Source organism: Candidatus Binatia bacterium (assembly GCA_023150935.1).
In the GTDB taxonomy this organism is placed as follows: domain Bacteria; phylum Desulfobacterota; class Binatia; order HRBIN30; family HRBIN30; genus JAKLJW01.
In genome coordinates, this window is sequence record JAKLJW010000009.1 from 43,150 (window position 1) to 64,966 (window position 21,817).

18 protein-coding genes are annotated in these 21,817 nt (G+C 66.1%); 6 read left to right on the top strand and 12 right to left on the bottom strand.

What is annotated here, in order from left to right:
• Positions 1–6: 6 nt before the first annotated feature.
• Both L6Q96_07805 and L6Q96_07810 read right to left on the bottom strand, forming a co-directional pair.
• On the bottom strand, positions 7–1,287 hold the full coding sequence (locus tag L6Q96_07805; GenBank protein MCK6554472.1) for a hypothetical protein: 1,281 nt from the start codon (positions 1,285–1,287) through the stop codon (positions 7–9).
• Between the two features lie 84 nt (positions 1,288–1,371).
• Complete coding sequence (locus tag L6Q96_07810; GenBank protein MCK6554473.1) at positions 1,372–2,637, bottom strand: hypothetical protein; 1,266 nt, start codon at positions 2,635–2,637, stop codon at positions 1,372–1,374.
• A gap of 396 nt (positions 2,638–3,033) precedes the next feature.
• Between L6Q96_07810 and L6Q96_07815 the strand changes: the two genes are divergently transcribed.
• From L6Q96_07815 to L6Q96_07825, 3 genes are all read left to right on the top strand, one after another.
• On the top strand, positions 3,034–3,735 hold the full coding sequence (locus L6Q96_07815; GenBank protein MCK6554474.1) for a hypothetical protein: 702 nt from the start codon (positions 3,034–3,036) through the stop codon (positions 3,733–3,735).
• Positions 3,736–4,497: 762 nt separating this feature from the next.
• Positions 4,498–4,761: a hypothetical protein gene (locus L6Q96_07820; protein ID MCK6554475.1), complete on the top strand. Its 264-nt coding sequence runs from the start codon at positions 4,498–4,500 to the stop codon at positions 4,759–4,761.
• A 30-nt stretch (positions 4,762–4,791) separates the two neighbouring features.
• Positions 4,792–5,367: a hypothetical protein gene (locus tag L6Q96_07825; protein MCK6554476.1), complete on the top strand. Its 576-nt coding sequence runs from the start codon at positions 4,792–4,794 to the stop codon at positions 5,365–5,367.
• A gap of 139 nt (positions 5,368–5,506) precedes the next feature.
• On the opposite strand, the gene L6Q96_07830 is transcribed toward L6Q96_07825, so the two are convergent.
• The 4 genes from L6Q96_07830 to L6Q96_07845 all read right to left on the bottom strand — a co-directional run bounded on the left by L6Q96_07830 (position 5,507) and on the right by L6Q96_07845 (position 10,652).
• Positions 5,507–6,691, bottom strand: coding sequence for a hypothetical protein (locus tag L6Q96_07830; protein ID MCK6554477.1), 1,185 nt, complete (start codon positions 6,689–6,691; stop codon positions 5,507–5,509).
• Positions 6,692–7,456: 765 nt separating this feature from the next.
• Entirely contained in the window at positions 7,457–9,211 is a 1,755-nt protein-coding gene (locus tag L6Q96_07835; GenBank protein MCK6554478.1) for a hypothetical protein, read from the bottom strand.
• Positions 9,212–9,359: 148 nt separating this feature from the next.
• Positions 9,360–9,818 carry a TIGR03618 family F420-dependent PPOX class oxidoreductase gene (locus L6Q96_07840; protein MCK6554479.1) on the bottom strand — a complete coding sequence of 153 codons (459 nt, stop codon included), beginning with the start codon at positions 9,816–9,818 and terminating at the stop codon, positions 9,360–9,362.
• 36 nt (positions 9,819–9,854) lie between these two features.
• Positions 9,855–10,652 carry an alpha/beta hydrolase gene (locus L6Q96_07845; protein MCK6554480.1) on the bottom strand — a complete coding sequence of 266 codons (798 nt, stop codon included), beginning with the start codon at positions 10,650–10,652 and terminating at the stop codon, positions 9,855–9,857.
• A 345-nt stretch (positions 10,653–10,997) separates the two neighbouring features.
• On the opposite strand from L6Q96_07845, the gene L6Q96_07850 reads away from it, so the two are divergent.
• Positions 10,998–11,441, top strand: coding sequence for a universal stress protein (locus L6Q96_07850; protein MCK6554481.1), 444 nt, complete (start codon positions 10,998–11,000; stop codon positions 11,439–11,441).
• Positions 11,442–11,453: 12 nt separating this feature from the next.
• On the opposite strand, the gene L6Q96_07855 is transcribed toward L6Q96_07850, so the two are convergent.
• Positions 11,454–12,836, bottom strand: a complete 1,383-nt coding sequence (locus tag L6Q96_07855; protein MCK6554482.1) for a hypothetical protein — start codon at positions 12,834–12,836, stop codon at positions 11,454–11,456.
• A 192-nt stretch (positions 12,837–13,028) separates the two neighbouring features.
• On the opposite strand from L6Q96_07855, the gene L6Q96_07860 reads away from it, so the two are divergent.
• Positions 13,029–14,006 carry an alcohol dehydrogenase catalytic domain-containing protein gene (locus tag L6Q96_07860; GenBank protein ID MCK6554483.1) on the top strand — a complete coding sequence of 326 codons (978 nt, stop codon included), beginning with the start codon at positions 13,029–13,031 and terminating at the stop codon, positions 14,004–14,006.
• Positions 14,007–14,227: 221 nt separating this feature from the next.
• Positions 14,228–15,259, top strand: a complete 1,032-nt coding sequence (locus tag L6Q96_07865) for an alcohol dehydrogenase catalytic domain-containing protein (GenBank protein MCK6554484.1) — start codon at positions 14,228–14,230, stop codon at positions 15,257–15,259.
• Positions 15,260–15,326: 67 nt separating this feature from the next.
• On the opposite strand, the gene L6Q96_07870 is transcribed toward L6Q96_07865, so the two are convergent.
• From L6Q96_07870 to L6Q96_07890, 5 genes are all read right to left on the bottom strand, one after another.
• Positions 15,327–15,575 carry a hypothetical protein gene (locus L6Q96_07870; GenBank protein ID MCK6554485.1) on the bottom strand — a complete coding sequence of 83 codons (249 nt, stop codon included), beginning with the start codon at positions 15,573–15,575 and terminating at the stop codon, positions 15,327–15,329.
• 151 nt (positions 15,576–15,726) lie between these two features.
• Positions 15,727–16,608: a FecR domain-containing protein gene (locus L6Q96_07875; protein MCK6554486.1), complete on the bottom strand. Its 882-nt coding sequence runs from the start codon at positions 16,606–16,608 to the stop codon at positions 15,727–15,729.
• Positions 16,609–16,616: 8 nt separating this feature from the next.
• Positions 16,617–18,161, bottom strand: a complete 1,545-nt coding sequence (locus tag L6Q96_07880; GenBank protein ID MCK6554487.1) for a tetratricopeptide repeat protein — start codon at positions 18,159–18,161, stop codon at positions 16,617–16,619.
• Positions 18,158–19,051 carry a hypothetical protein gene (locus L6Q96_07885; GenBank protein MCK6554488.1) on the bottom strand — a complete coding sequence of 298 codons (894 nt, stop codon included), beginning with the start codon at positions 19,049–19,051 and terminating at the stop codon, positions 18,158–18,160. Before L6Q96_07885 ends, L6Q96_07880 begins: the two co-directional genes overlap by 4 nt.
• 84 nt (positions 19,052–19,135) lie before the next feature.
• On the bottom strand, positions 19,136–21,796 hold the full coding sequence (locus tag L6Q96_07890) for a PPC domain-containing protein (GenBank protein MCK6554489.1): 2,661 nt from the start codon (positions 21,794–21,796) through the stop codon (positions 19,136–19,138).
• Positions 21,797–21,817 lie beyond the last annotated feature (21 nt).

The window sequence follows — 21,817 nt, forward strand, 5'->3', positions numbered from 1 at the left end:
GTTGCGTTACGGCAGCGTGATGACGTCCGCCGGCGTATTAACCGGGTCACCCTGCTGCTGCAGGCTGTACCCGGCCGACGGCCCCGTCGGCTGATCCGTCTGTAACGTCGCGACCCCGATGAGCCCGCGGCCCGTCGCCGCCGTGCCCACGCCACGAATACGCGTCTGACCGGCGATAGTCCCGGCGACAAACGCACTAAAGATCGACCGGGTCGGGCTGCGAGTATCGATCAGAGAAAGCTGGCTGTCGTAGAAACAGTCGATCAGTCGGCTGGTCGAGAAACGCTGCTCGTACTCGTTGAAAATAAGGAACTGCGCCGTCACGCGCCCCGGCGTCTGCGTGAGGAAGTTGTCCCCGCAGGGCACCAGAGTGAGGTTCGAAAGGACCGTCCCGGCGGGGGCGGTGGCGCCGGCCTGAGCTGGGTCGGTCGCAAAGTCAAAGAGGTGGTCCAGGATGAGGGTGGTTGTGCAGGCTGCGTAATTCGCCGTTGCCGACGGGCCACCAAGATTCAGGGTTTCGTTGGCGACGGCCACGCCCGTGGCTCGCACCCCAACCGCGTTGTACTTGGCAGCATCCGGTGCGCCATCCTCGACGATTGTAGGACTGGTGAGGATGGTCGCATGCCCGACCAAGGCATCGCGGTTGGCCGACTGATCGGGAACCGGAGGATTCGTATCAGGGTTGTACTGAATGCATTTCAGGGATCCGATGAAGGGATCTTCCGGCACCGGGGGAATCCCGCTCCCCAGGTTCGTCTGACCGAGCTGGCAGACGCCAGTGGGGAAGCCGCAATCGGAGTTCCTCGTGCACGGGCGGCCGGGGGGTGTTGTGCAAAGACCCGGCCCCTCGAGCGGAAAGTCACCCCGGCTCAGTCCGTCCGAGGCATACCACCCAAGCGGCTGGTTCTGCGTGATGTTGATTACGAAGTCGATCTCGCTCCACCCCGGCACGCACGGCGAAAAGCCCGCTTCGACGGGACAGTCGGCCGGCGTCTCGCAAACGAGCGACGGATTGTTCAAGCAGTGGCTGTTGGCGTTAACGTAGAAGCAGTACGCCTGCCGCTGAACGGACTTCGCGTTGGTCAACTGAACCAGGGTGTCCAGCGGGATGCCGTTGTTGAAACGGCCGAGCGTGTCCACCTTGATTCGCGGCCACACCAGAATCGACGCCGGCTTGTCGGCGGTGGTGAAGGCGCGCGCGGCCGGGACGACGGCGCCGAGCAGGGCAACCCCCGCGACCAGGCCGGCCAGCGCTCCCCGGAACGCAACCCGCGTGCTGTTCAACATTGCCGCTCTCCTTTCGTTCCTCTCTCTGGAAACCACACTTCCAACCCGTGTAGGGCTCAGCATACAATTAACCGACCCCACCCGTTACGGGTTGAGGGGTAGCTCGATGACATCGCCTACGCCCGCACGCGAGCCCTCGAGGGTCAGCTCGTACGCGGCAGTCGTCACGCTGACCGCCGGCTGGGTACGCACGTAGAACTCCTCGGCCACACCGAGAAGGCCCGTCCACGGACGACAGCCGAACGACACACTGGCACTTCCACTGGGACGCGCATTCGGGCAATCCGAGTCACTCCCACAAGGCAGGCCCCGATTGTCGCCGGTCAGGCAAATCGAGCTGCTCGGCGGCGTAATCCGCGTGTGCGCCAGCATCGTACCCAAGGTGCCCACCGAGAAGTTCAGGCTGATATCACTCAATTGGCGGTTCACAAAGCAATCGAACGTGAGGTCGGCGCTCAGGGGCTGCTCGTACTCGTTGTAGATCGTGAAGATCGCTCGCGATCGCGTCGGGATCTGTTGCTCGAACAGTTCAGTGCAGGGCACCAACGTCAACTCCGTACCGACCACTGCGCCCGTGAAAGGCTCCTGCGCACCTTCGGCAAAATGATTCATGCCGAGGCTCGCCGGACATAAGTTGTATTCCACGTTATTGAGGAGCAGGAGGTTGTCCGAAGCAACCGCTCGCGCGCTAACGCCCGTCGCGTTGTACTTGCTGATCTGCCCGTTAGCGAGGGTCTCGATGTAGGCTTCGCCCTTGAGCGAGTTCTGACCGCTCGGAGCGTCGAAGTCGTCGAGCACCTGAACGCACTTCAACTCGCCGATAAACGACGTTCCCACAGGCTTCACCGCCAGCGACCCCTGTCCGCCCGTGCCCGGCTGCAGGCCGGGGCAAATCAAGCCGCCGTTGAACGGGTCGACCGTGCAGGCGCAGGTAGCGTCCCCGGGCCGACACGGCTTGACGAAGTAATCCACGCTCCGGCCCGTCGACACCCGCCACTGCGTGGGCTGTTGCCCCGTCAATTGCAAGTCGAAATCGATTTCGGTCCACTGCGGAACGCAAAGCTCACCGGCCGGACACTGCCGGTCGAGAGTGCAGTCGGTTCCGATCGACTGGCTGCAGTAGCCCATCGCGTTCACGTAAAAGCAATGAGCCTGCGCCGGATAGTTGGAGGTGTTCGCGAGCTGGATGACGGTATCCCGCACCCCGTCCGAAACCACCTTGGGGAAAATAACGACAGAGCCCGACTGGTCGGTGAAGACGTCGGCTCGGGCTTGCCCGGCGCACAGCACCAGGGCAGCGAGCAGCACCCCACGGCCGACCAGCCAAGGATTCCGCTTTAACCCACGCATTGCCTGCCTCCTTTCGGCACAACCTGCATTCATGTCCAGCGTGAGGATCGCACACGACCCCCGCAAAATCGCGCCTCTTCGTATGCCTGATCGTTGCAATGCAGTCAAGAGGAAAAGCGCTATTTCCCTCACGCCACACCAGTTTGACCACTGTCCGCCGCATCGCATTTTGGCCATCAACCAGGCATCCGCACCGGCGCGCAACCCTGTCCATCCACGGCCCACGATCACCGCCCCCGCATCACGCGTGCCAAACCCATTGCACACGTCGAACTGTCGCCCAACGAAGCTGCGCCGCATCGCCCACCCCCATTTGCAGACGATTTGGCAACGCGCACGCCGAAAACCTGACGCCCGACGACTCCTCACGGTCATGCCCGGGATCAGGGTGTCGGCGTGTCCGTCGGGGTGGCCGTCAGCGGGGCGGTCGGCGTGTCGGTGGCGGCGGTGGTGGGAGTTTCTGTAGCCGGGGCCGTCGGCGTTTCCGAAGGTAGTGCGGTTGGAGTGTCGGTCGCCGTCATGGTCGGCGTTTCGGTCGCGACAGCGGGCGTCTCCGTGGCCGTCTCGGTCGGCGATGGTGTGGGCGAATCCGTCGCCGTCGCGGTGGGAGACGCGGTCGGGCTATCGGTCAGCGTTGGACTCGCCGACGGCGTTGCCGAGGGCGCGACCGTCGCCGTACCGGTTGGCGTCAACGTTGCCGTCGGGGTGGCACTTGGCGGCACTGACGGCGTTGCCGTGACCGTCGAGGTCCGCGTTGCGGTGCCGGTTGGGGTTATACTTGGCGTCATGGTCCGCGTCGGTGTACCGGTCGGTGTTATCGAGGGCGATGCGGATGGAGTCGCTGTCGGCATGGCCGTCGGTGTCGCGGTCGGCGCTCCCGTGGGAGTCAATGTCGGCGTCGCTGTCGGCGGTGCAGTCAACGTCGGCGTCGGCGTCTCGGTCGGCGTCGCGGAATCGCTCGGGGTTGGCGTCACCGTCGCGGTGCGGGTCCTCGTCGGCGTGACGGTGCGCGTCGGGGACGAGGTCGGTGTAAACGACGGCAGCGGCGTCCACACGCGGACGACAACCTGTGCGGTCGGGCCGGCGTTCGCACCGTAATCGAGCACTTGCAGGGTAAGAAGCGTGTCCCCCGGCGGGAAGCGCAGGGACGGCGAAACGATGTAGCAGAACTGCCGCATCGTCGGGTTTACGGGTGCAAACGGATCTACGCTGGCGAAGTTAGAGTTCCCGAAACGGTCTTTCGTACACGCCGACTCCGCCCCGGCCACGTATACGAATCTCGACCCCAGGTCTTGCATGGCGGTCGTGATCGCCGTTCCCGGTCCGAAATCCGGAGTCGGGAACGCCTCAATCCCGGTCAAAACTCCGGGAGTGGGGGGACAGCTTGCAGGCGTGCCGCTGCCCAGCGGCCGATTGGACAGCATTTGGAGGTCGGGACGCTCCTCGGTCGAGCACACCGACGGCAGGAAATCGCCTGCGGCTTGTCCGCTGCTACCCGCCACCGTCTCGACGACGAGAAGGAAACCCACCCCGTCGATCCATTCGTACAGGCGCCGTCCGTGTCCATCGAAAGCCGGCGTCGGGGTCGGGCTGCCCGCACAATAGCAAAGCCCCGTCGGCGAGTCGGGACATGCGAAGCAGCCATTGGCCGGGCCTGCCCCCGCCAATACCACCACCGGACCCGGCAACGCCGGCAGCGCAGTCGGCGTCGGCGTCGGGGTCCGAACCGGCGTCTGAGTTATCGTCCGCGTCGGGCTCCGTGACGGGCTCGCCGTCGGCACCGCGGTTCCGGTATTCGTCGGCGTCGGCGTCAGGATCGGCGTCACTGTCGGCGTCGCCGGCAGCGACGACATAGTCGGCGTGACCGTCGGCGTGCGCGTTCCGGTCGCCGTCGGCGAGAACGTCGGCGACGGCGTCGGCGTTGCGCTCGGGGTGGCAGTACCGGTCGGGCTGCGCGTCGGGGAGACGGTCACTGTCCGCGTCGGCGAGAAACTCGCCGTGGCAGTCGGCGTACTGACGGGCGAACTGGTCGGCGTCGAACTAGGCACCGAGGTCGCCGTGGCGCTAGCCGTAGCGGTAACCGTCGGGCTGAACGTAAGTGTCGGCACAGAGGTCGGCGTCTGACTCGGCGAAACCGTTGGGCTCAGACTCGGCGTGACACTCGACGTCGGAGTTGCCGTCCCCGTCGCGCTTGCAGTCGGCGTGGCAGAAACCGCAGGTGCGGCGCTGGCCGTAAGCGTCGGCGTCTGCAGGCCGGCGGTCGTCGGCGTGCCGGTCGCGGTTACCGCACGACTCGGCGTCCGGCTGGGGGTAATGCTCGGCGCCGAGGTCGGCAAGCCCGAGGGGCTGGGGGTCGCGGTCGCCGTGCGGGTTGCCGTCGGGGGCAACGGGCTGCGCGTCGGACTGGGCGACGACGGCGTCACGCTCGGGGTTCTCGTCCGCGTGAGTGTGACCGTGGCGCTGCGGCTCGGAGCGGCGCTACCGGTGGCTGTTGCGGTCACGCCCGGGGACGGACTCGGCGTCGGTGTCGGCACGCCGCCGGTCGGGGACGGGGACTGCAGGGGGCGCGCCAGAAGCATCGCCAGCGCCGGGAAATCCGCGGCCGTCACGCGACCGTCGAGGTTCGCATCGGCACCCGGACAGACGCTTTCGCCCATGAGCACGTCGACCAGCGCCGGCGGATCGAGCAGGTTGACGACCTGGTCGCAGTTCGCGTCGCCCGGCACTTGAGCATCCCCCATGCGGGCCGTTGCAGCGAGCACCACGATCCCGACCGGAATGGCGCGCCATACCGCCCCCCTCGCCGCGCTCCGCCGGTGGGAACGGAGACCATCGATCCCACCCTGCCGTCTCAGACTCCGCATGAGACTCACGGACTCACCCGCACGACGATCTGCACCGTCGGTCCGACGTTCGGGGTCGGCGACGCATCGCTCACGCGTACGGTGAGAACCGTATCTCCAGCCGGAAACTCGGAGGCACTATCGACCAGGTAGCAATACTGTCGAACGCCGGTTCGCGCGGGCGTCGGCGGCGGCGGAGACGACAGGAAGTTCCACTCCCCACTCCAATCGCGGGTGCAGGCCTCTCCGGCACTGGTGTGACCCGGGTCAAAGCGGGCGCCGAACTCCCGCAGCGCAAGCGTCACCATGTCAGAAGAGCCGAACTCGGGCGTCGGGAATGCCGGTATCCCGGGCGTGACACCGGTCGGCGGGCACTCCGGGTCCGGCCCGCCACCGAGGCGACTGTCGCTCTGAATCTGCAGGTCGGGCCGTGCCGGCCCCGGGGCACAAACCGCCGGCTCGCGGGCGCCGGGGAATGTACCGCTCGAACCCGGAATCGCCTCGACGACGATCATGAAGTCGCGTGAGTCGGACCGTCGGAACACGCGTCTTCCTAAGGCGTCGAACTCGGGCGTTGCAGTCGGCGTCGTACCGCACTCGCAGCGAGTGTCGCCGCACGCCAGACAGCCGTTCGCGGGCACAACGGCAAACGCCACCACCACGGGGCCGGTCGGCCCGCTGCCTGTCGTCGGGGTCGGGGTCGGACTCGGGGTCGCACTGCCCGGCGGGGGAGTGGGGGACACGGTCGGCGTGCGCGTCGGGGTCACCGTCGCGGTTGACGTCCGGGTCGGAGTCGAGGTCGGAAAGGTCGGCGCTGTCGCGGTCGGTGTAGCCGTCGCGCTTGGCGGCAAACTGGGGGTGCGGCTTGCGGTCCCCGTCGGCGACGCCGTCCCGGTACGGGTCGGAGTCACGGTGCCGGTAGGAGTGCCGGTGCGGGTTGGAGTGGCGGTGCGGGTTGGAGTCAACGTCGTTGTCGCGGTGCGACTTGGTGTCGGCGACGGCGACCCTGTTGCGCTCGGCAATGGCGTATGCGTCGGGCTCTCTGACGCCACCGGCGTCGCACTGGCGGACGGAGAAACAGTCGCCGTCGGGCTCGCCGTCCAGACCGGCGTCGGTGTCTTGGTCCGACTGGGAGTGAACGGCGGGGTCGCCGTGACGGTACCGGTTGGCGTGCGGCTCGCGGTCGCCGTCCGGCTGACGGTAGGAGACATGGTCCCGGTCCTCGTCGCGGAGGCAGTCCGCGATGGCGTTGCGGTGCCGGACCGGGTCGCCGTGGCGCTGGCTGTCGCGCTCCGCGTGGGAGTGGGAGACGGCGTCGCGGACTTACTCGCGTCCGCCGCCGTGGCGGAAACGGACGGAGACGGGGGCAGGCTCGGCGTGCGCGTCGCTGTGTGGGTAGGTACGGCGGTATGCGTCCTTGTCGACGTAGGCGTCTCCGTCGCGCTGAGCGAAGGGACGGGTGTACCGGTGTGCGTCGGGGCTGCGGAGGCGGTCGGCGTGGACAAGGGCGGGTCGCTCGGTCGAGGTGTCGGGCTGGCGGACGGCGCGGGAGGAGCGGTCAAGGTGGCCACGCCAGTCGGCGTACCGGTTGCCGTTGCCCCCACACCGGGGGACGCCGACGCCGTCGGCGTGGTCACCGGTGTGGCACTCGGCTCCGGCCGATCGACGAGGATGTCAACCATCGCAGTCATGTCGGCCGCCGAAACCCGTCCGTCACCATTCAAGTCCGCATCGGCACCGGCGCAGAGGTGCCCGCCCATCAGTGCATCGGCAAGCGCCGAAAGGTCAAGAGGGTTCACGATGCCGTCACAGTTCGTGTCGCCCCGCAAGGAGGGCTGGGCATGGCCACCGGCTGTCGGCACTATCCAGATTAGGACCGCGAGAGCAAGCCAACCCGCCTGCCGCCGCCGACACCACGGCCGCTCGACACTATCCGGCCGGCCAACTCGCCCGCGACGCTGCATCGCCCGCACCCCTTACGACGGCGGGGTCGGTACGCGCACGACGATTTGCGCCGTCGGCCCGGGCACCGCAAAGGTGTCGCGCAGGCGCACCGTGAGCAACGAATCGCCCGGTGGGAACTTCGCCTTTTCCGGTACCAGGTTGCAGAACTGCGCTGACGCGTCGGGGTCTATAGTCTTCGCCTCGCCACTAGCGTCCTTCATCGTACACGGCGACCCGACGCTAACACCGCGGTCGAACCGACAGGCGAAGTCAAGCAGCGCTTCCGTCACTCCGGGCACGTCGGCAAACGTTGGGGAGATCAGGCCCGGAACGCCACCGTCCGTGGTTAACCGCCCGGGCGGGCACGACTCGGGAAGGGCGGGGTCGCCGTTGCCGAGGTTCTTTGTGCTCTGAATCTGCAGGTCGGGACGGCCATCCGGATCGACAGCGTCGAGCGATTTTCCCACCGCATTCCCGCTCATCCCGGGAATCCCCTCAACCACGATTAAGACGCGACCCGTTTGACTGATAAATACCCGCCGGCCTTCGCTATCGAAGATCGGCGTCGGCGTCGGCGTCGTACGGCAATAGTCACTACAGCAGAAGAGGCACCCGTTGAGGCGTGAGAGCGCGGCAAACGCCACGACCTTCGGGCCGTCGCCGGGGGGCCGGGTCGCCGTCGGCGTCGGCGTGACGGTACGCGTTGCGGTAATCGAAGGAGTCAGTGAAGGCGTCGGCGTTAACGAGGGCGCTGGCGTGGTTGTCGGGGTTCGGGTAGGCGTCTGCGTCCGCGACGGGGTCAGGGTTGGTGTTTCCGTAGCGGTACGGGTCGGCGTTCGCGTGGTTGTCTCGGTTGGCGTGGCCGACGGGGTACGCGTCGGGGTTTCCGTCTTGGTCGGCGTGGGCGTGCGGGTCACCGTCGGCGTTCGTGTCGCCGTTCTCGTCGCCGTCTCGGTCGGCGTCGGCGTGGAGCTACGCGTTGGCGTCACCGACGCCGTCGATGTCGCCGTCCTGGTCGCACTTGGCGTTGGCGTAATAGTCCTGGTGAAGGTTGCGGTACGGGTCGGGGTAACGGCCCGGGTCACCGTGTACGTGCGTGTCGGAGTCGGGGTGCGCGTACCGGTCGGAGTTCGCGTGCCGGTTCGGGTCAAGGTCGGCGTCGCCGTTCGGGTCCCCGTGCGCGTCACCGTCGGGGTCCGCGTCGGCGTCCCCGCGGCGGTCGGACTCTCGGTAACGGTCGCCGTTTCGGTGCTCGTGCCCGTCGGCGTGGCGGTAACGGTCGGTGTCTCGGTCAGGGTCTCGGTCGGCGTCGCAGGCACCTCGGCCGCGGTCGCGGTCGGGGTCGCCTCTTCGGTCGGGCTCGGCGTCGAAGGCGCCGCTCCCAGAACCGCGATCACGGCCGTCAAATCGGCAACACTGATCACCCGGTCAACATTCGCGTCCGCATCCTCGCACGGAGTGCCCTCGAACACCGCGGCGCGCAGCGCCTGCACGTCGGACGCATCGGTCACCCCGTCGCAGTTTGCATCGCCGTGCACCTGCGCACCGGCCACTCCGGCCAGGACCAGAATCGTCGCCAACGACATTGAAAGGGAAAGGCCGCCACCGGCAAGGGCGCGGCGCCAAATCGTTTGCGTGAACCACATCAGCCGCGCTTCGGGTATGTAGCGAACCGGTTGCCGGTTTTGCAACACGATTCGCGGAGCGCCAAACGCGCACGGGCCGCGACCCAACGCCAGAGAGGAAAGCCCGCCCCAATCCAGAACGAACTCCCGCCACCGCGGCACCGGGATCTCGGAGGACCCAAAGCAAGAGAAGAGCTTTTGACGAGGGCCTCCGGCATCGTCATGGCGCGGTTCGCACCGCAATAATACCTGTGGATTCGGCGACCGCCTTAGCCCGCGCCTTCATGGTGGATCTATTCTCGGACAGCGGCTAGTAGACGCCGCCCAACTTGCCGTGGTCCCAGCTGCTGACCCGCACCGGGGTCACGCGGATGACCACGCGTTTGCGGGCTTGCTGTCGCAGGGCATCCTCCAATCCAGCCGGCTGGGACCCGTGCATCTTAGCGTGCACCTGCGTTAGCACGGCCAGGCACAAGTCGATCTCCGATTCCAACCGGGCAGTACCGCGTATCAATACGCCCCGTAGCGTGTCGTAGGTGACCCCGGATTCAACCAGCAGCGCCACCTTCGGGTTGCGCCGGATGTTGACCGCCTTTTGCGACTTCGCATAGGTCGTCATCAGGCATTCTTCCCCATCCATGACGTACCACATCGCCACCGAATGGGGGTATCCGTTGCTGTCGATCGTGGACAGAATGATGGTCTTCGCCGCAGCCAGAAACTCTCTTCGTTCATCTGGCGTGAGCTGTATGGAACTGCGCCGGGACATAGACCTCCTGATGCATTGACGATCGAGGACAGCGCCTCACGGGCGGGCGAAATCGACGCCGGCAGTGAATGCCAGCACCGCGGCCCGAAATACCTCAGGTCGTTCGAGGGGCAGATTGTGGCCGGCCTGCTCTATCATCAACACCCGTGCCCTCGGGATCGCTCGGCGCATCTTCACCGAGCCGCCCGGCGGCGTGAGCCGGTCCTCCAGCCCCTGGAGAATCAGCACGGGTGCGGCGATACCGCCCAGGGCGCTTGTCCAGTTGTAGTCGCTAACCGCCCGCGCGGCCGCCGCGTAAGCGCGGGGATCGTTACCGGCGTTACGCTGCGTCATCGCCGCAACCACGTCGGGATGAGCCGCGGCAAAGCCGGTGGAGAAGGCACGAGAGGCGTCCGCCAGATGCTCGTCGAAGCCATCGCGCTCGACGCTGTCCGCCAATCGTTGCCAGACCGAGGTCGATGCGCGACCGACCTCGCTCGACGTGCTCACAAGAACGGCCGATCGCACCCTTCGCGGATCGTCCAGCGCCAGTCGTTGAGCGATGACCCCGCCCATCGAGATGCCAACCACGTGGGCGCAATCGACCTCCAGCGCAGCAAGGAAATTGGCCACGTCGGCGGCGTATTGGGTCAGGGAGTACGGACCGGCCGGCTTTGCGGTCGCTCCGAAGCCGCGCAAATCGCAACGCAGCACGCGATGGTGGGCCGCCAGCACGGGAGCCTCGACGTCCCAGTACCCCGCGTCCTGCCCGAGGCCGTGTAATAGCAACACAGGTGTGCCGCCACCCTCGTCATGGAAATGCACGGCCAGCCCCCCGATGTCGATCATCGGCATGTCAGCCTCCTACCGGATTCTCGCCCGCAACTCCACGGCGGAACGGCGCTCTCCCACCTGCTCGGTCCCATCACGCGATATGACGGCGGCCGACACATACCGGCCGGCTCTACGGAGGCGCCCTCGGCACTCCCCTGGATTTGCGACCGCATGGCCCCGATCGCGGCACCCGCCGCCCGCGGTACGCCGGAAACGCCGCAACCGATTGACAACGTTCCAGAAGAGGTGCCAAGTGCTCGCCAGGGCACGTCGCTAGCGGCCGGGAGGTCGAGGTTGGCGCCAAACCTTATGCAGCACGGGTACAAGTCCTCGCAATAACGCTCGCGTAACAACCAGGGAGGAACCATGCCGCGAGAATTCAAGACGACCCTCTGCCCCACTGACTTCTCGTCCGAGTCGTTCCGCGCGCTGGCGTACGGACTGCGCTTCGCGCAACAGGCCGGCGGCAAACTCCTGCTGCTGCACGTCGTCCACGTTCCATCGGGAGAGCTGTACGAGCCCAGCGGACATGTCCTCACCTTCGAGGAAGCGCGCACCCGCGCTCTGGCCCGTATGCTCGACATCCACCGCGACCAGTTAGGCAACTATGCGAATTGCGAACTCCTCACCGAAGTCGGCGATCCGGCGGAGCAGACCGCGCTAATGGCGCGCCAGCGCGACGTCGACCTGATCGTCCTGTCGACGCACGGCCATACCAGCATGGATCACATTCTGGTCGGTAGCGTCGCCGAAGCGATCGTCCGTACCGCGCCGTGCCCGGTGTTCGTCGTCCGTCGCGGGGCGGAGTGAACCCGACCGCCATCAACGCGCGCCGCCCACCTGGGTCGCGCACCAGCGCATCACGAACGCTTCGAGTAAGAGCGCGGGCAAACCGGCGGACGACTTGAGCCGGCGATCGAGCTCCGCAAGATCGACGAGCGCCCCGCGCAGGGCCGGAGCCGCAGTGCGCTCGGCATCCTGAAAGCGGCGGTAAAGCACGTACGGATGCGCTGGCCCAAAAGCCTCCCGGGTCGCACCGTCCAGATGCGGCAACACCCGGCTCTGGAACTGCGGGAACGCCAGGCCGGTACGCCAGAGGCCCCGCAGCTCGCTATCGAGACTCTCCCGCGCCAGCAACAGCAAACGCAGTTCGCGGGCAACCATGGCAAGGAGGCGTAAGGGAGGTTCGCCCTGGCCAAGTAGATCCCGCAGCAGGGAGACCGCCGCCGGTAACTGCCGCGCTGCCAACGCGCTGGTGAAATCGAAGATCCACGACTCTCCCATGTCACGGACCACCGCGCTCACGTCGCCGACATCGATAACTGCGCGATCCCCCGCATACAGACAGACCTTCTCGACTTCGCCGGCGAGGGCGGCCGGGTCGGAGCCCGCACGGCGCCGCAACAACGCCAGGGCGGCAGGCGACAGTTGCTTGCGGAATGTTGCGGTCACCTCGCGAACGATAGCCGTCACCGCGTCCTCGGCGAGCGTACCGCTGCGTTCTCTAGCGACGGTCAGATCGACCACCGCGCCGACCTCCGCCAGGCGCTTGACGACGCGCTTCCGCGCATCCGCGGCCGCCGCCGTAAACAGCAGGATTGCCCCGCCCGGGTCTCCGCCTTCGAGCAGATCGGCAAGGGCGGTGCCTTCATCCCGATAATCGCCGGCGCGCAGATCGCGTGCCACACATGCGCTCTGCACCTGACGGACGGCCGCCAACTGCGCACCATCCAGTTCTCCCCCGAAAACCTCCCGGATTCTCGTCTTCGACAGTTGCTCCCAACGCGCCTCGCGGAACTGTTCGTCGGACCATCCGGCGAGCGCCACCAGAGCCATCAACTTCTCCGCCGCCTCCAACTCGCGACCGTTATCCCAGGCCGCCAGCAAGGCCTTGGTGACGTCCGGACGCTTCTCGGCGGCGAGGAAGGCGGGGCTCTCGCGGACCCAAATGACCTTGGCGCCGGCGAAAAAGCCCGGCGTGCGCGCGCTGTCGACAACTCGTCCGAAGGCGGCGCTCCGCCCGTCGTATACCTCGAGATTGAAACTGCGCCGCGCCGGCGGGACCAGCACGTTAACCAGCGCCTCAGCGGCGGCGCGTGTCGCCGCCGACTCACCCACGAACAGATAGGCCCGTCGGGCCTTCCCGGCCGCCGCTTCCGCTACCAGCTTCGCTACCGCCGCGCTCCCCGAGCCGTCCCCGGACATGGGCCCGCTATAGCCTTGTATGCCGCTGAAGTCAGTCCTCCGGTCCGAATCGACTGTCGATTGACATCCACTTCCGGCGCGGATACCCCATGCAACATGTCCCCGAGCTCGTCGGTGAGCTTACCGGCCAGTAAAGCGCCGGCGATGCACGGGTTCGTACTCTGGGAACCGGGGCGGATGTCTCTCTGCCAAATGCCGCGGCCGGTCCCGGGGCCGGGTGAGATCGTTCTGCGCGTCCGCGCGGCGCTAACCTGTGGCACCGACGTCAAGTCGTTGCTCCGCGGCCATCCCAAGTTCCCCATGCCGACCATGTTCGGTCACGAGTTTGCCGGCGAAATTGCCGCGGTCGGCGAGGGACTGCGCGGTTTTCGCGAGGGCGACGCCGTAATGGCGGTGCCAACCGCCCCTTGCGGATCGTGCTACTTCTGCACCCGTTGCCAGGAGAACCTGTGCGCTACGCTGATGGCCACCTATGTCGTTGGTGCCTTTGCCGAGTACGTCAAGCTGCCTGCAAGAGTGGTGGCAACCAACGTGTATCCCAAGCCCGCCGGCGTTTCGTACCCGGTGGCGGCGCTACTCGAACCGCTTTCCTGCGTCATCCACGGCCTGGAGACAGTGCCGCTGCGCACCGACGATACGGTCGTGCTGCTCGGTGCTGGCGCGATCAGCCTGCTACACCTGCTACTGCTACGGACTCACGGCGTCGAGGACATCGTCGTCATCGGGCGGCGCCCGTCACGGGCTGAGTACGCGCGCCAGCTTGGGGCCACCGAGGTACTGGTGGGGGACCTCGAACTCGCCCGCGAGCGGGTTCGCGCTCGCAGCGGCGGGCGTGGCGCCGACGTGGTCATCGAGTGCACCGGCCAGATCGAAGTCTGGGAAGCGGCACCGGGGTTTGCGCGGCGGGGCGGCACCGTGGTGCTGTTTGGCGGCTGTCCGCCCGGTTCGCACGTCTCTGTGGACACCCAGCGTCTGCACTACGACCAGCTGCGGGTCGTCAGCCCGTTCCACTTCACGCCGCGATCGGTACGCCGAGCTTACGATTTGCTCACGACCGATGCGTTCGCCGGTCATGCGCTAATCAGCGGCGTGTATCCGCTCCCCCAGTTGCCCCAGGCGCTGGACGCCCACCAACGCGGCGACGGCATCAAGTTCGCCGTCCTGCCTTGATGGAGTGACGCGCACGTGCGGCAACGTTTTCCCATCTGCGACTGGTGGTCTGGCGTAGCAAGCGAGGAGGTTGACCCGCCTGCCCTGCGCGGTGGGGTGCTCCTTGCGGTCCTGAGAAAGGGTGTTCCTCGCCCACCGATGCTCGCCATGCCGAGTCGATCCGTAGCCGAACCTATGACCTCGCGTACGTTCCCGGACGCACGCCATCGAACCACCAGGCCATGAAAGTAGCCCGCCTGTACGATTACCTCGACGTGCGCATCGAGGAGGCCCCCGTGCCGCGTCCCGGCCCGCGCGAGGCACTCGTGCGCACCCGCGCGTGCGGCATCTGCTCAGGTGACGTCGTTCCCTGGTACATCCGCAAGAAAGCCCCGCTGGTATTCGGGCACGAGCCCACCGGGGAAATCGTCGAAGTCGGGACCGAGGTGAACCACCTCCGTCCGGGCGACCGGGTCTTTGTGCACCATCACGCACCCTGCTTCGCCTGTCGGGCCTGCCGGCGCGGCGAGTACGTCCAGTGCCCGACCTGGCGCACCTCATACATAGTTCCCGGCGGTATGGCAGAGTTCTTCCTTGTACCGGAGGCGAACCTTTTCGGAGACACCCTCTCACTGCCGGCCTCGGTCAGCGATGAGGACGGCGTATTGATCGAGCCCACGGCTTGCGTCGTCAAGTCCCTCGGCCGCGCCGGTCAGGTTGCCGGCGCCTCGGTCCTGGTCATCGGACTCGGCGTTATGGGTCAGCTGCACGTGATCCTCGCGCGCCATCTCGGCGCCCGCCAGATCATTGGCGCCGACCTCGTTCCCGAGCGCTGCGCCCACGCCCGCAATCTCGGGGCCGACGTGGTTCTCGATGCCTCCGCCGATGACCTATCTATTCAGGTGGCCGCCGTAACCGGCGGGGAGGGCTGCGAGATCGTCGTCGCCGGCCCCCCCACCGTCGAGGCGATCGAGACTGCCCTCGCGTGCGCAGCCAGAGGCGGCACGGTCGTGCAATTCATGGGCACCCCGGCCGAGACGCGACTGAGCCTATCGACTTTCGACGTCTATTTCCGCGAGATCAGGTTGATCCCCAGTTATTCGTGCGGCCCGGCCGAAACCAGAACGGCTCTCGACTACATCGTGCGCGGTGTAGTAGCCGTCGAACAGGTAGTCACGCATCGGTTCCCGCTCGATGAAGCAGCGGAGGCTTACCGCACCGCCGCGCAGGACCGAGCGTCGATCAAGACGCTGGTCCTCTTCCCCCTTCGCTGATGCGGAGCAAGCAAGGAGGGCACCCGCCAGGCGGTGCCCTCCTTGCCGATAAGTCTGCTCCTTGGTTCTACTTCCTCATGTGCTTCTGGAAGATCGCCTCGGCCTTGGCCGCAGACGCCTCGGCGCGCTGGGCCGAGTCCGCCGCGCTTCGTGCCGCCGCCTCGGCCTTGTTCGCCGCCGCTTCGGCCTTGCTAGCCGCCGCCTCAATGCGGGCAGCCAACTCCTGCTCCTTCTTGGACGGGCCGCACCCGGCTGTCATACCGAGCACCAGCAGACCAGCCAATCCCGCCGCCACCTGAGTCTTCCGGATCCGCATTGCTGTCACCTCCTTCTCGCCACATGGCAAGTTCCAGTTTCAAAACACCTTCGTTTCATTGCACAAAATTTGACCGTGAGCAAGTCCGAGGGCCAACGCAACCGAGCCTCACCGGCCCCGCACCACAGCGATTCCTTCACTCCCGTCGCACTCAGTAATCGACGATTGCACTCCCCGGCGGGACCTGCCCCGGCGGCGTCCGCTCAAAATCGAGCAGTGGCTGCGTATTCGTACGCACGTCCTGCGACAACCGATTCGCAAGGAACTCCTCCGGAGCGCTTGTTCCTATCCCGGCAGAGGCACTACCCGCAATGCGCGCCGGCACGTCGTCCGGACTCCCGAGTCGTCCAACGACCAGGCCGTGCTCGACGTTAAGGCCGTCGCGGCGCCCGGTGCCAAATATTTCCAAACCCTCGACGTACTGACGCAGTCGGGCGTCGCTCAGAAGCTCCGGCGTGGTCGGGACGCCCCCGCGGCGCACCTGCGTGTACTGCGCGGCCGACACCTCCACCGCTCCGCCAAGCACCGCCAAACGTCCCACCACACTCACCTCGCCACTGACCGAGAGCACTTCGGTAACTTCGGCATCAATGTAGTACCGCACCACGAACTCGGTACCGCGCGCCGCTACGATCGCCGTTGGCGTCTCCACCTCGTAGCGACCATCGCCGCCATAAGCAGACCCGACCCAGACCCGGACAGCACCCTGCCGCAACTGCAGTACCGCCTCCATCCCGCGCCGCCCATGACTGCGAAGCCGGTCCACCTTGACGTCGGTGTTCGGCGCCAGGTCGAGAACACTGTCCCCCTCCAGAACCAGCTTGGCTCGCCCGGTTGCATCCGTGGAGATACGGTCGCCCACATCGACTGCGGCCCCGACGACTCCCGCCATTGCCCCCGTCGACCGGTCGACGGTAACGAGTCCCTGAACCGCCGCAAGGGTGCCTGCCCGCTCCTCGGATAGCCCCGTCCGCGCCATGCCGGCAAGCAACAGCAGGCCGGCACAGATTGTCCTTACCGTCCGTAGTCGCATGCTCGTCCTCAGAAGCTTACCCGCACACCCGGCCCGACAACAATGCGCGGATACTCGAAGTCCAGGATATTTGAATTGTGCACGATGCCGATAAAATCCAACGTCAACGCCACGTTCGCCGTCATATCGTAAACGACGCCGATCACGAATTGACTGGCGTTATCGTGACGCGCAAAAGCGAAAGCCACTCGACTATTCGGATACTGGTAATCGTCCAGTCGGAACAGGTAGGCGAGCTGGACCGTCGTATCGAACAATCGCGGTAGCGTGACACCGATGTCGAGTTGGTTCGACTTGTACTGGAAGTCCCGTCCAGCCGGCCCGTCGGAAATTGTATCCTCGAACTCCCACAGGTAGCCAAAGGTCAGCAACCATTGCGGATCGCCGAGTGCCAGCCACTGGCGCAGGCCGAGGCCGTAGTTCGCCGCGTCGCGGCCGGGGTTGTAGGGAGTACCCAGGAAGTCACGGCCGCGAATGCGGAAGTATACCTGCGTGGGCGCCTCGGGCACCCACGCATAACTCAGCCACGGAAGACCTATGCCCTCCTGATAGAAGCTCCCAAAGTCTAACAGATAGATGTCATAGGCCGCCGATATCCCGTACGTTAACGGACCCGGACTCGATTGTGCGTGCAGTTGAAGCCGGTTGCCCGTCAGGTTGAACTGCGTCAAATCGAAGTGCAGGCTCTGGGAAAAATCGTACGAGCCCAACAACGCCCCGTAGTCGGTTTCGAGGAGGCGGTAATGCCCCCCCACCGCGACCACGGCCCGGCCGTCTCCCTTTGAAGTCAGCCCGGCGGCGACAAACCCCGGATTCGATGTATCCGGCCCGATCACCACGTTGCTATCGTACTCCAGGTTGACCTGGCCGTAGACCCCCCAGGGCTTAACTGCCATCGGTGCCGCGCCCGTGCCACCGGCCAGGTAGGCTCTTGCCGCCTGCCCGATCTCGCTTTGCGGTTGCTCGTTGGCAACCTCTGTGAACAGCTCCCTGGCGGCCGACGTGTTGCCGAGTCGCAACATCGTCAACCCGGCATAATAGCTCGCCGTCGTGCGCACCTCCGGGTCGCCGCGTGCCTCGTTCAAGTACGCCAGTGCGTTGTTAAGGTCGCCGAGGCGGTAAAGCGTCAGCCCCTGGAACAGTGCCGCCGTGTACCGCTCAGCTGGTTGCTGCCGCGCCTTTTCCAACCACGGCTGCGCCGCGGCGTACTGCCCAGTGTCGTAGTACGCAATCCCCAGATCGAGCGCCGCATGGGGCAGGTTCGGATCGAGCGATAGCGCCCGCTCGAAATCGCCGATCGCCGCCGCCGCCTGGCCGCCACGGGCCTGCGCAAGGCCGCGGTAGTAGATGGCCACGGCATCCTCGGGATCCGCCTCGACCGCCTGATTGAACAGCTGATAAGCCGCCACCCACTCGGCGCGGTTGAAGGGTATCAGCCCACGCGCGTACAAGGCCTGCGATTCGACGTTCGCCCGCGCCGGCGCGGCACTGGCGACCACCACCGCACACCCCAGCACCACCACAACCCCGGCCAGAGACCAGCGGCGCCTCACTTAACACTCCCCCTCGCTCGGGCGCCCGGGCCAGCCAGGAGCGCGTCGGCTGTCGTATTGAATCCGTAACTGTACGCTACCGAGATTCCTTGAAAATCCGCGGCCGACACGAACACACCCACCGGGGCTTCCGGCGGGTACGACAACAAGGGATCATAAAAGAAGCGAAACCCAACCAAGTTCCGGTCGCCGTCTGCGCTACAAGGCAGTTCGGATTTGTCGTCACAGGGGATAAGACCTGCCTGCGGATCGCTCTCCCCGGAACGGACAATTGCCAACCCGTCAATGTCGACGTCGATCCCTTCCGGGTCGACCGCCCCGACCGCCGTCGCGATGACAAACTCGACCGGCGACAGCCGGCTCACCCCGATTGCCCCCGGCACGGGATCGAACCCGGTGACGAACGGCCGCGCGGCCAACTCGAACACCCCCGCGTCCGTGACCGCATAAGGAACGACCTCCACCGACTTCGGACCGCTCGCAAACGACGGCGGCAAAGCGGCCGAAACGATTTCGCTACGCTCGGCAAAAGGCACGTCGTAACCGAAGAGCTGCACTGTAACCACCCCGGGCAGAATGCCGCTAACCGTCACCGACGCGCCGGTGGGCTGTACGAAAACTCGCTCCGCTGGCGCCCCGGCCGGAGACACCCGCACCTCGATCGTCTGCACGCTGGGCGGGACCTGCGTGGAACTCTCAAACCCAAGCGTCCCCCCCGTCGGATCGGCCGGTGTCCGCTGCCAAACGGCGCGCATGGCCACAACGCTGCCCACCGCACTCGGCGTCCCCCCCTCACCGCATCCGGCCAGCACGCCTAACGCGGCACCGATCAACGCACCGGTGAGCCGAACCGCCGCGCGCACCAGTCCTCTTCTCTTCGCCGCCCGCACCACGCCCTCCTAACTTATGGCAACGGACAGACCGATACACCACGCTCTCAGAGAGCGTCAAGTCAAACTATCTTGTTCTTCGGCTTACTGTCGGCGTTCGCCGGCGTTCACCGTCACCCGGAACACACCCGTGTCGGAGCCACTGGCACTCTGTATCCGCATCAGCAGACCCAGGTCCGACCCGAAGCTGTACATCAACTCGGCGCTATCGGCGAAGCCGCCACCTTCACCCGCGGGAAACGCACCGAACGAATCCGTGAGGCGGACATCGAGAGGGAATTCCGCGGATGCGTTTCCCAGGACACCATTCGACAAGAACGTCACCAGCCCGGTCGGTGCCCGGGCGAAAAACCATTGCGCCTGCAAGCCGTCTGCCGCCGCACAATCGCCGCCACTCAACACGCCCGCGGTCGACGTCCCGAATCCCACGAGTGTCGACCCGCAACGCGCAACATCGAGCACATACGGTCCGCCCGTCCCCGCGGTGGCGCCAGCCACGATGAGGCCAGAGCGTCCGGGGAGTAGGGGCAACTCGAACACGCCGGTCGCACACTGATCAACCGGCACCTGCATTCCCGAGGTGAGCAGCGCGGCGGCGCAGGTGCCTTCGGGCACCCGCACACTGAGCACGTCGGGTCGCTGTGGGTCGGCCGGGCCATCGAAACGGTAAACGTCGTACCTGCGCCCGTTCGGCAAAGTGCAGTCGGCGGCGGTAAGAGACCCGTTCACCGCCCCGGTATTCCCGACCGCCAGCGGGCAGCTCCTCACGCCGACACTGTACGCCACCGGCGATGACAGCGACGGAGCATCCTGCGCCGTCGACGCCGACGCCTCTACAAAGTACGTTCCGGTGCTAGCCATAACCCGACCCACGAATGCATTCGCACTGCCGGGCGCAAACGGGTCGTTGTCGTTCTGCATTACTGCGCCATCCGGTCCGACAATTCGCACGAAAGCGTCAAAGGTATTTCCCGTCACGCTGGCCGCCGCGAAATTACCTGAAGTACCTTCGAACGCGTACGATGCCACCGGGACTCCACCGGAACCGCGGCAAGAGAACGCATCGAAGCTGGCCGACCGCGCCGCGCCGTTCAGCGTCAGAGTCCCCCGGCTCGTACACCGCTGCGTGAAGAGCGTGTAGGACACTTCTTCTCCCTCGTCCCCGTCTTCCGGCGGGAAAAGAGGAGCGGCATTTGCCACGATCAGCAGGTAGGTCCCGGGATGGACAATGGTTGCGGCCAGTTGGGCCGAAGAGCCACCCAATTCGCCGCTGTCGTCGTCCGTCGCCAGCAACATTTTCGGTACGCAACCCGCGCCGGCACGGCTGCAGTCGACCGGACCGAGGAGGAACAGATAGGGGTCATCGTCAGAGTCCAGCATGAAACTCACGACATCCCCGGCGCTGGCGTCGAATGTGTACACATCGGACGGACTGCCGGGCTCCGGAGCGTCGACGTCCGAGGCCGGCGGCCTGAGCGGCGCCGCACAACTCGAGCTGTTCGGACCCGAAATCGCACCGAACAGCTTGCCGGAGACCTGCGCCCGCGTCACATCCCCGAGGGCCGGCAGGGCCTTGGTGCGACACTGGGGCTGCGTGACCGGCGCGATGCGATACTTGCCCAGGCCGCCCAGTCCAGACACTATCACCGTGTATCGACCGGGCTGCAAAGCCAGAAACCGGGCGTCTTCGTTGAGATCGTCCTCTCCGATCACCAGGTTGTCGGCGGCGGCGTAAAGCAACTCGTACCCGTCCGGTCCGATGACCGCGAATTCCGGGTCCACGTCGCCGCTTATAACCGTCATCTGCAGCCTGATATTCTTCGGCACCTCGCTATCGGTCACCGTGATGAAGAACTGATCCGCCGGGTTCAACTGCGATCCCACCGACGGAACCGCCGGCTCAGGGCAGTCGTCCGCGGTGAGCTCGCCGTTTTGCGGCAAGGCAAGGGCGAGCGGGACGGGACACGCACGCGTCGATACACTCAGCCCGTACCCCCCCAGGTCCGATATAGACCCCGGCGCACTCGTAAGAAATATTGCGTACGGTGACGACGAGGTCGCGACGAACTCGATCGGAGGCGTCCCTTCCACGGTCACAAACTGCCCCCCAGGATCGCGAATCAACAGGTACGGCGTGAACTCCGTCGAGGTAACGTCGACACGCACCGCCACTCCGGGTGTCTCGACGGCCAGCTCGTACCCGTCAACGTACCGATTCCCACCGGCCACCGCGGCGACGCAATCCGTCACCGTCAGCGCTCCTGCGGTCGTTCCCACGCTTGCAGATTGAAGCGGGCAATCGGGACCGTGGCCGACCGGCGTCGGCGGTCGTGTCACGGAACCCGTCGGGCTCACGACCGGGGTCGGCGTCGGCGTCGGGGTCCCGGGCGTCGAGCTGGTTGTCGCACCCGCGCTGGAGGTCCGCGAGGGCGTCGGGGTTGGCAGCGGTGTCCCGACCGTCGGAGTCGCACCGCATATTGTCTCGATAAGCCTAACCGTGCCGCCGATGTCGGCGACCGTGAACCCGCCGTCGCGGTTGACATCCGCAATTCCCTTCAAGACCGGGGTAAAGTCGTTGAATGCCCCGAACTTGCCGAAAAGGAACGCGATTCCCTCGGGCACGTCGTCCGCGCTAACCTGGCGACTGAAATCGAAGTCGCCGGCACAGGTCTGCCCATGTGCCGGTGTCTCGACGAACGCCAGGACGAACGCCGCCACCCCGGTAGCCACTAACCAACTGCGCATATTCGCAAACTCGCCTGCGGC

Coding starts and splice junctions, on each gene's coding strand:
- L6Q96_07870 (MCK6554485.1), bottom strand. CDS start 15,575: ATGCGGATCCGGAAGACTCAGGTGGCGGCGGGATTGGCTGGTCTGCTG.
- L6Q96_07890 (MCK6554489.1), bottom strand. CDS start 21,796: ATGCGCAGTTGGTTAGTGGCTACCGGGGTGGCGGCGTTCGTCCTGGCG.
- L6Q96_07850 (MCK6554481.1), top strand. CDS start 10,998: ATGCCGCGAGAATTCAAGACGACCCTCTGCCCCACTGACTTCTCGTCC.
- L6Q96_07845 (MCK6554480.1), bottom strand. CDS start 10,652: ATGCCGATGATCGACATCGGGGGGCTGGCCGTGCATTTCCATGACGAG.
- L6Q96_07875 (MCK6554486.1), bottom strand. CDS start 16,608: ATGCGACTACGGACGGTAAGGACAATCTGTGCCGGCCTGCTGTTGCTT.
- L6Q96_07840 (MCK6554479.1), bottom strand. CDS start 9,818: ATGTCCCGGCGCAGTTCCATACAGCTCACGCCAGATGAACGAAGAGAG.
- L6Q96_07855 (MCK6554482.1), bottom strand. CDS start 12,836: ATGTCCGGGGACGGCTCGGGGAGCGCGGCGGTAGCGAAGCTGGTAGCG.
- L6Q96_07865 (MCK6554484.1), top strand. CDS start 14,228: ATGAAAGTAGCCCGCCTGTACGATTACCTCGACGTGCGCATCGAGGAG.
- L6Q96_07805 (MCK6554472.1), bottom strand. CDS start 1,287: ATGTTGAACAGCACGCGGGTTGCGTTCCGGGGAGCGCTGGCCGGCCTG.
- L6Q96_07860 (MCK6554483.1), top strand. CDS start 13,029: ATGCCGCGGCCGGTCCCGGGGCCGGGTGAGATCGTTCTGCGCGTCCGC.
- L6Q96_07810 (MCK6554473.1), bottom strand. CDS start 2,637: ATGCGTGGGTTAAAGCGGAATCCTTGGCTGGTCGGCCGTGGGGTGCTG.
- L6Q96_07830 (MCK6554477.1), bottom strand. CDS start 6,691: ATGTCTCCTACCGTCAGCCGGACGGCGACCGCGAGCCGCACGCCAACC.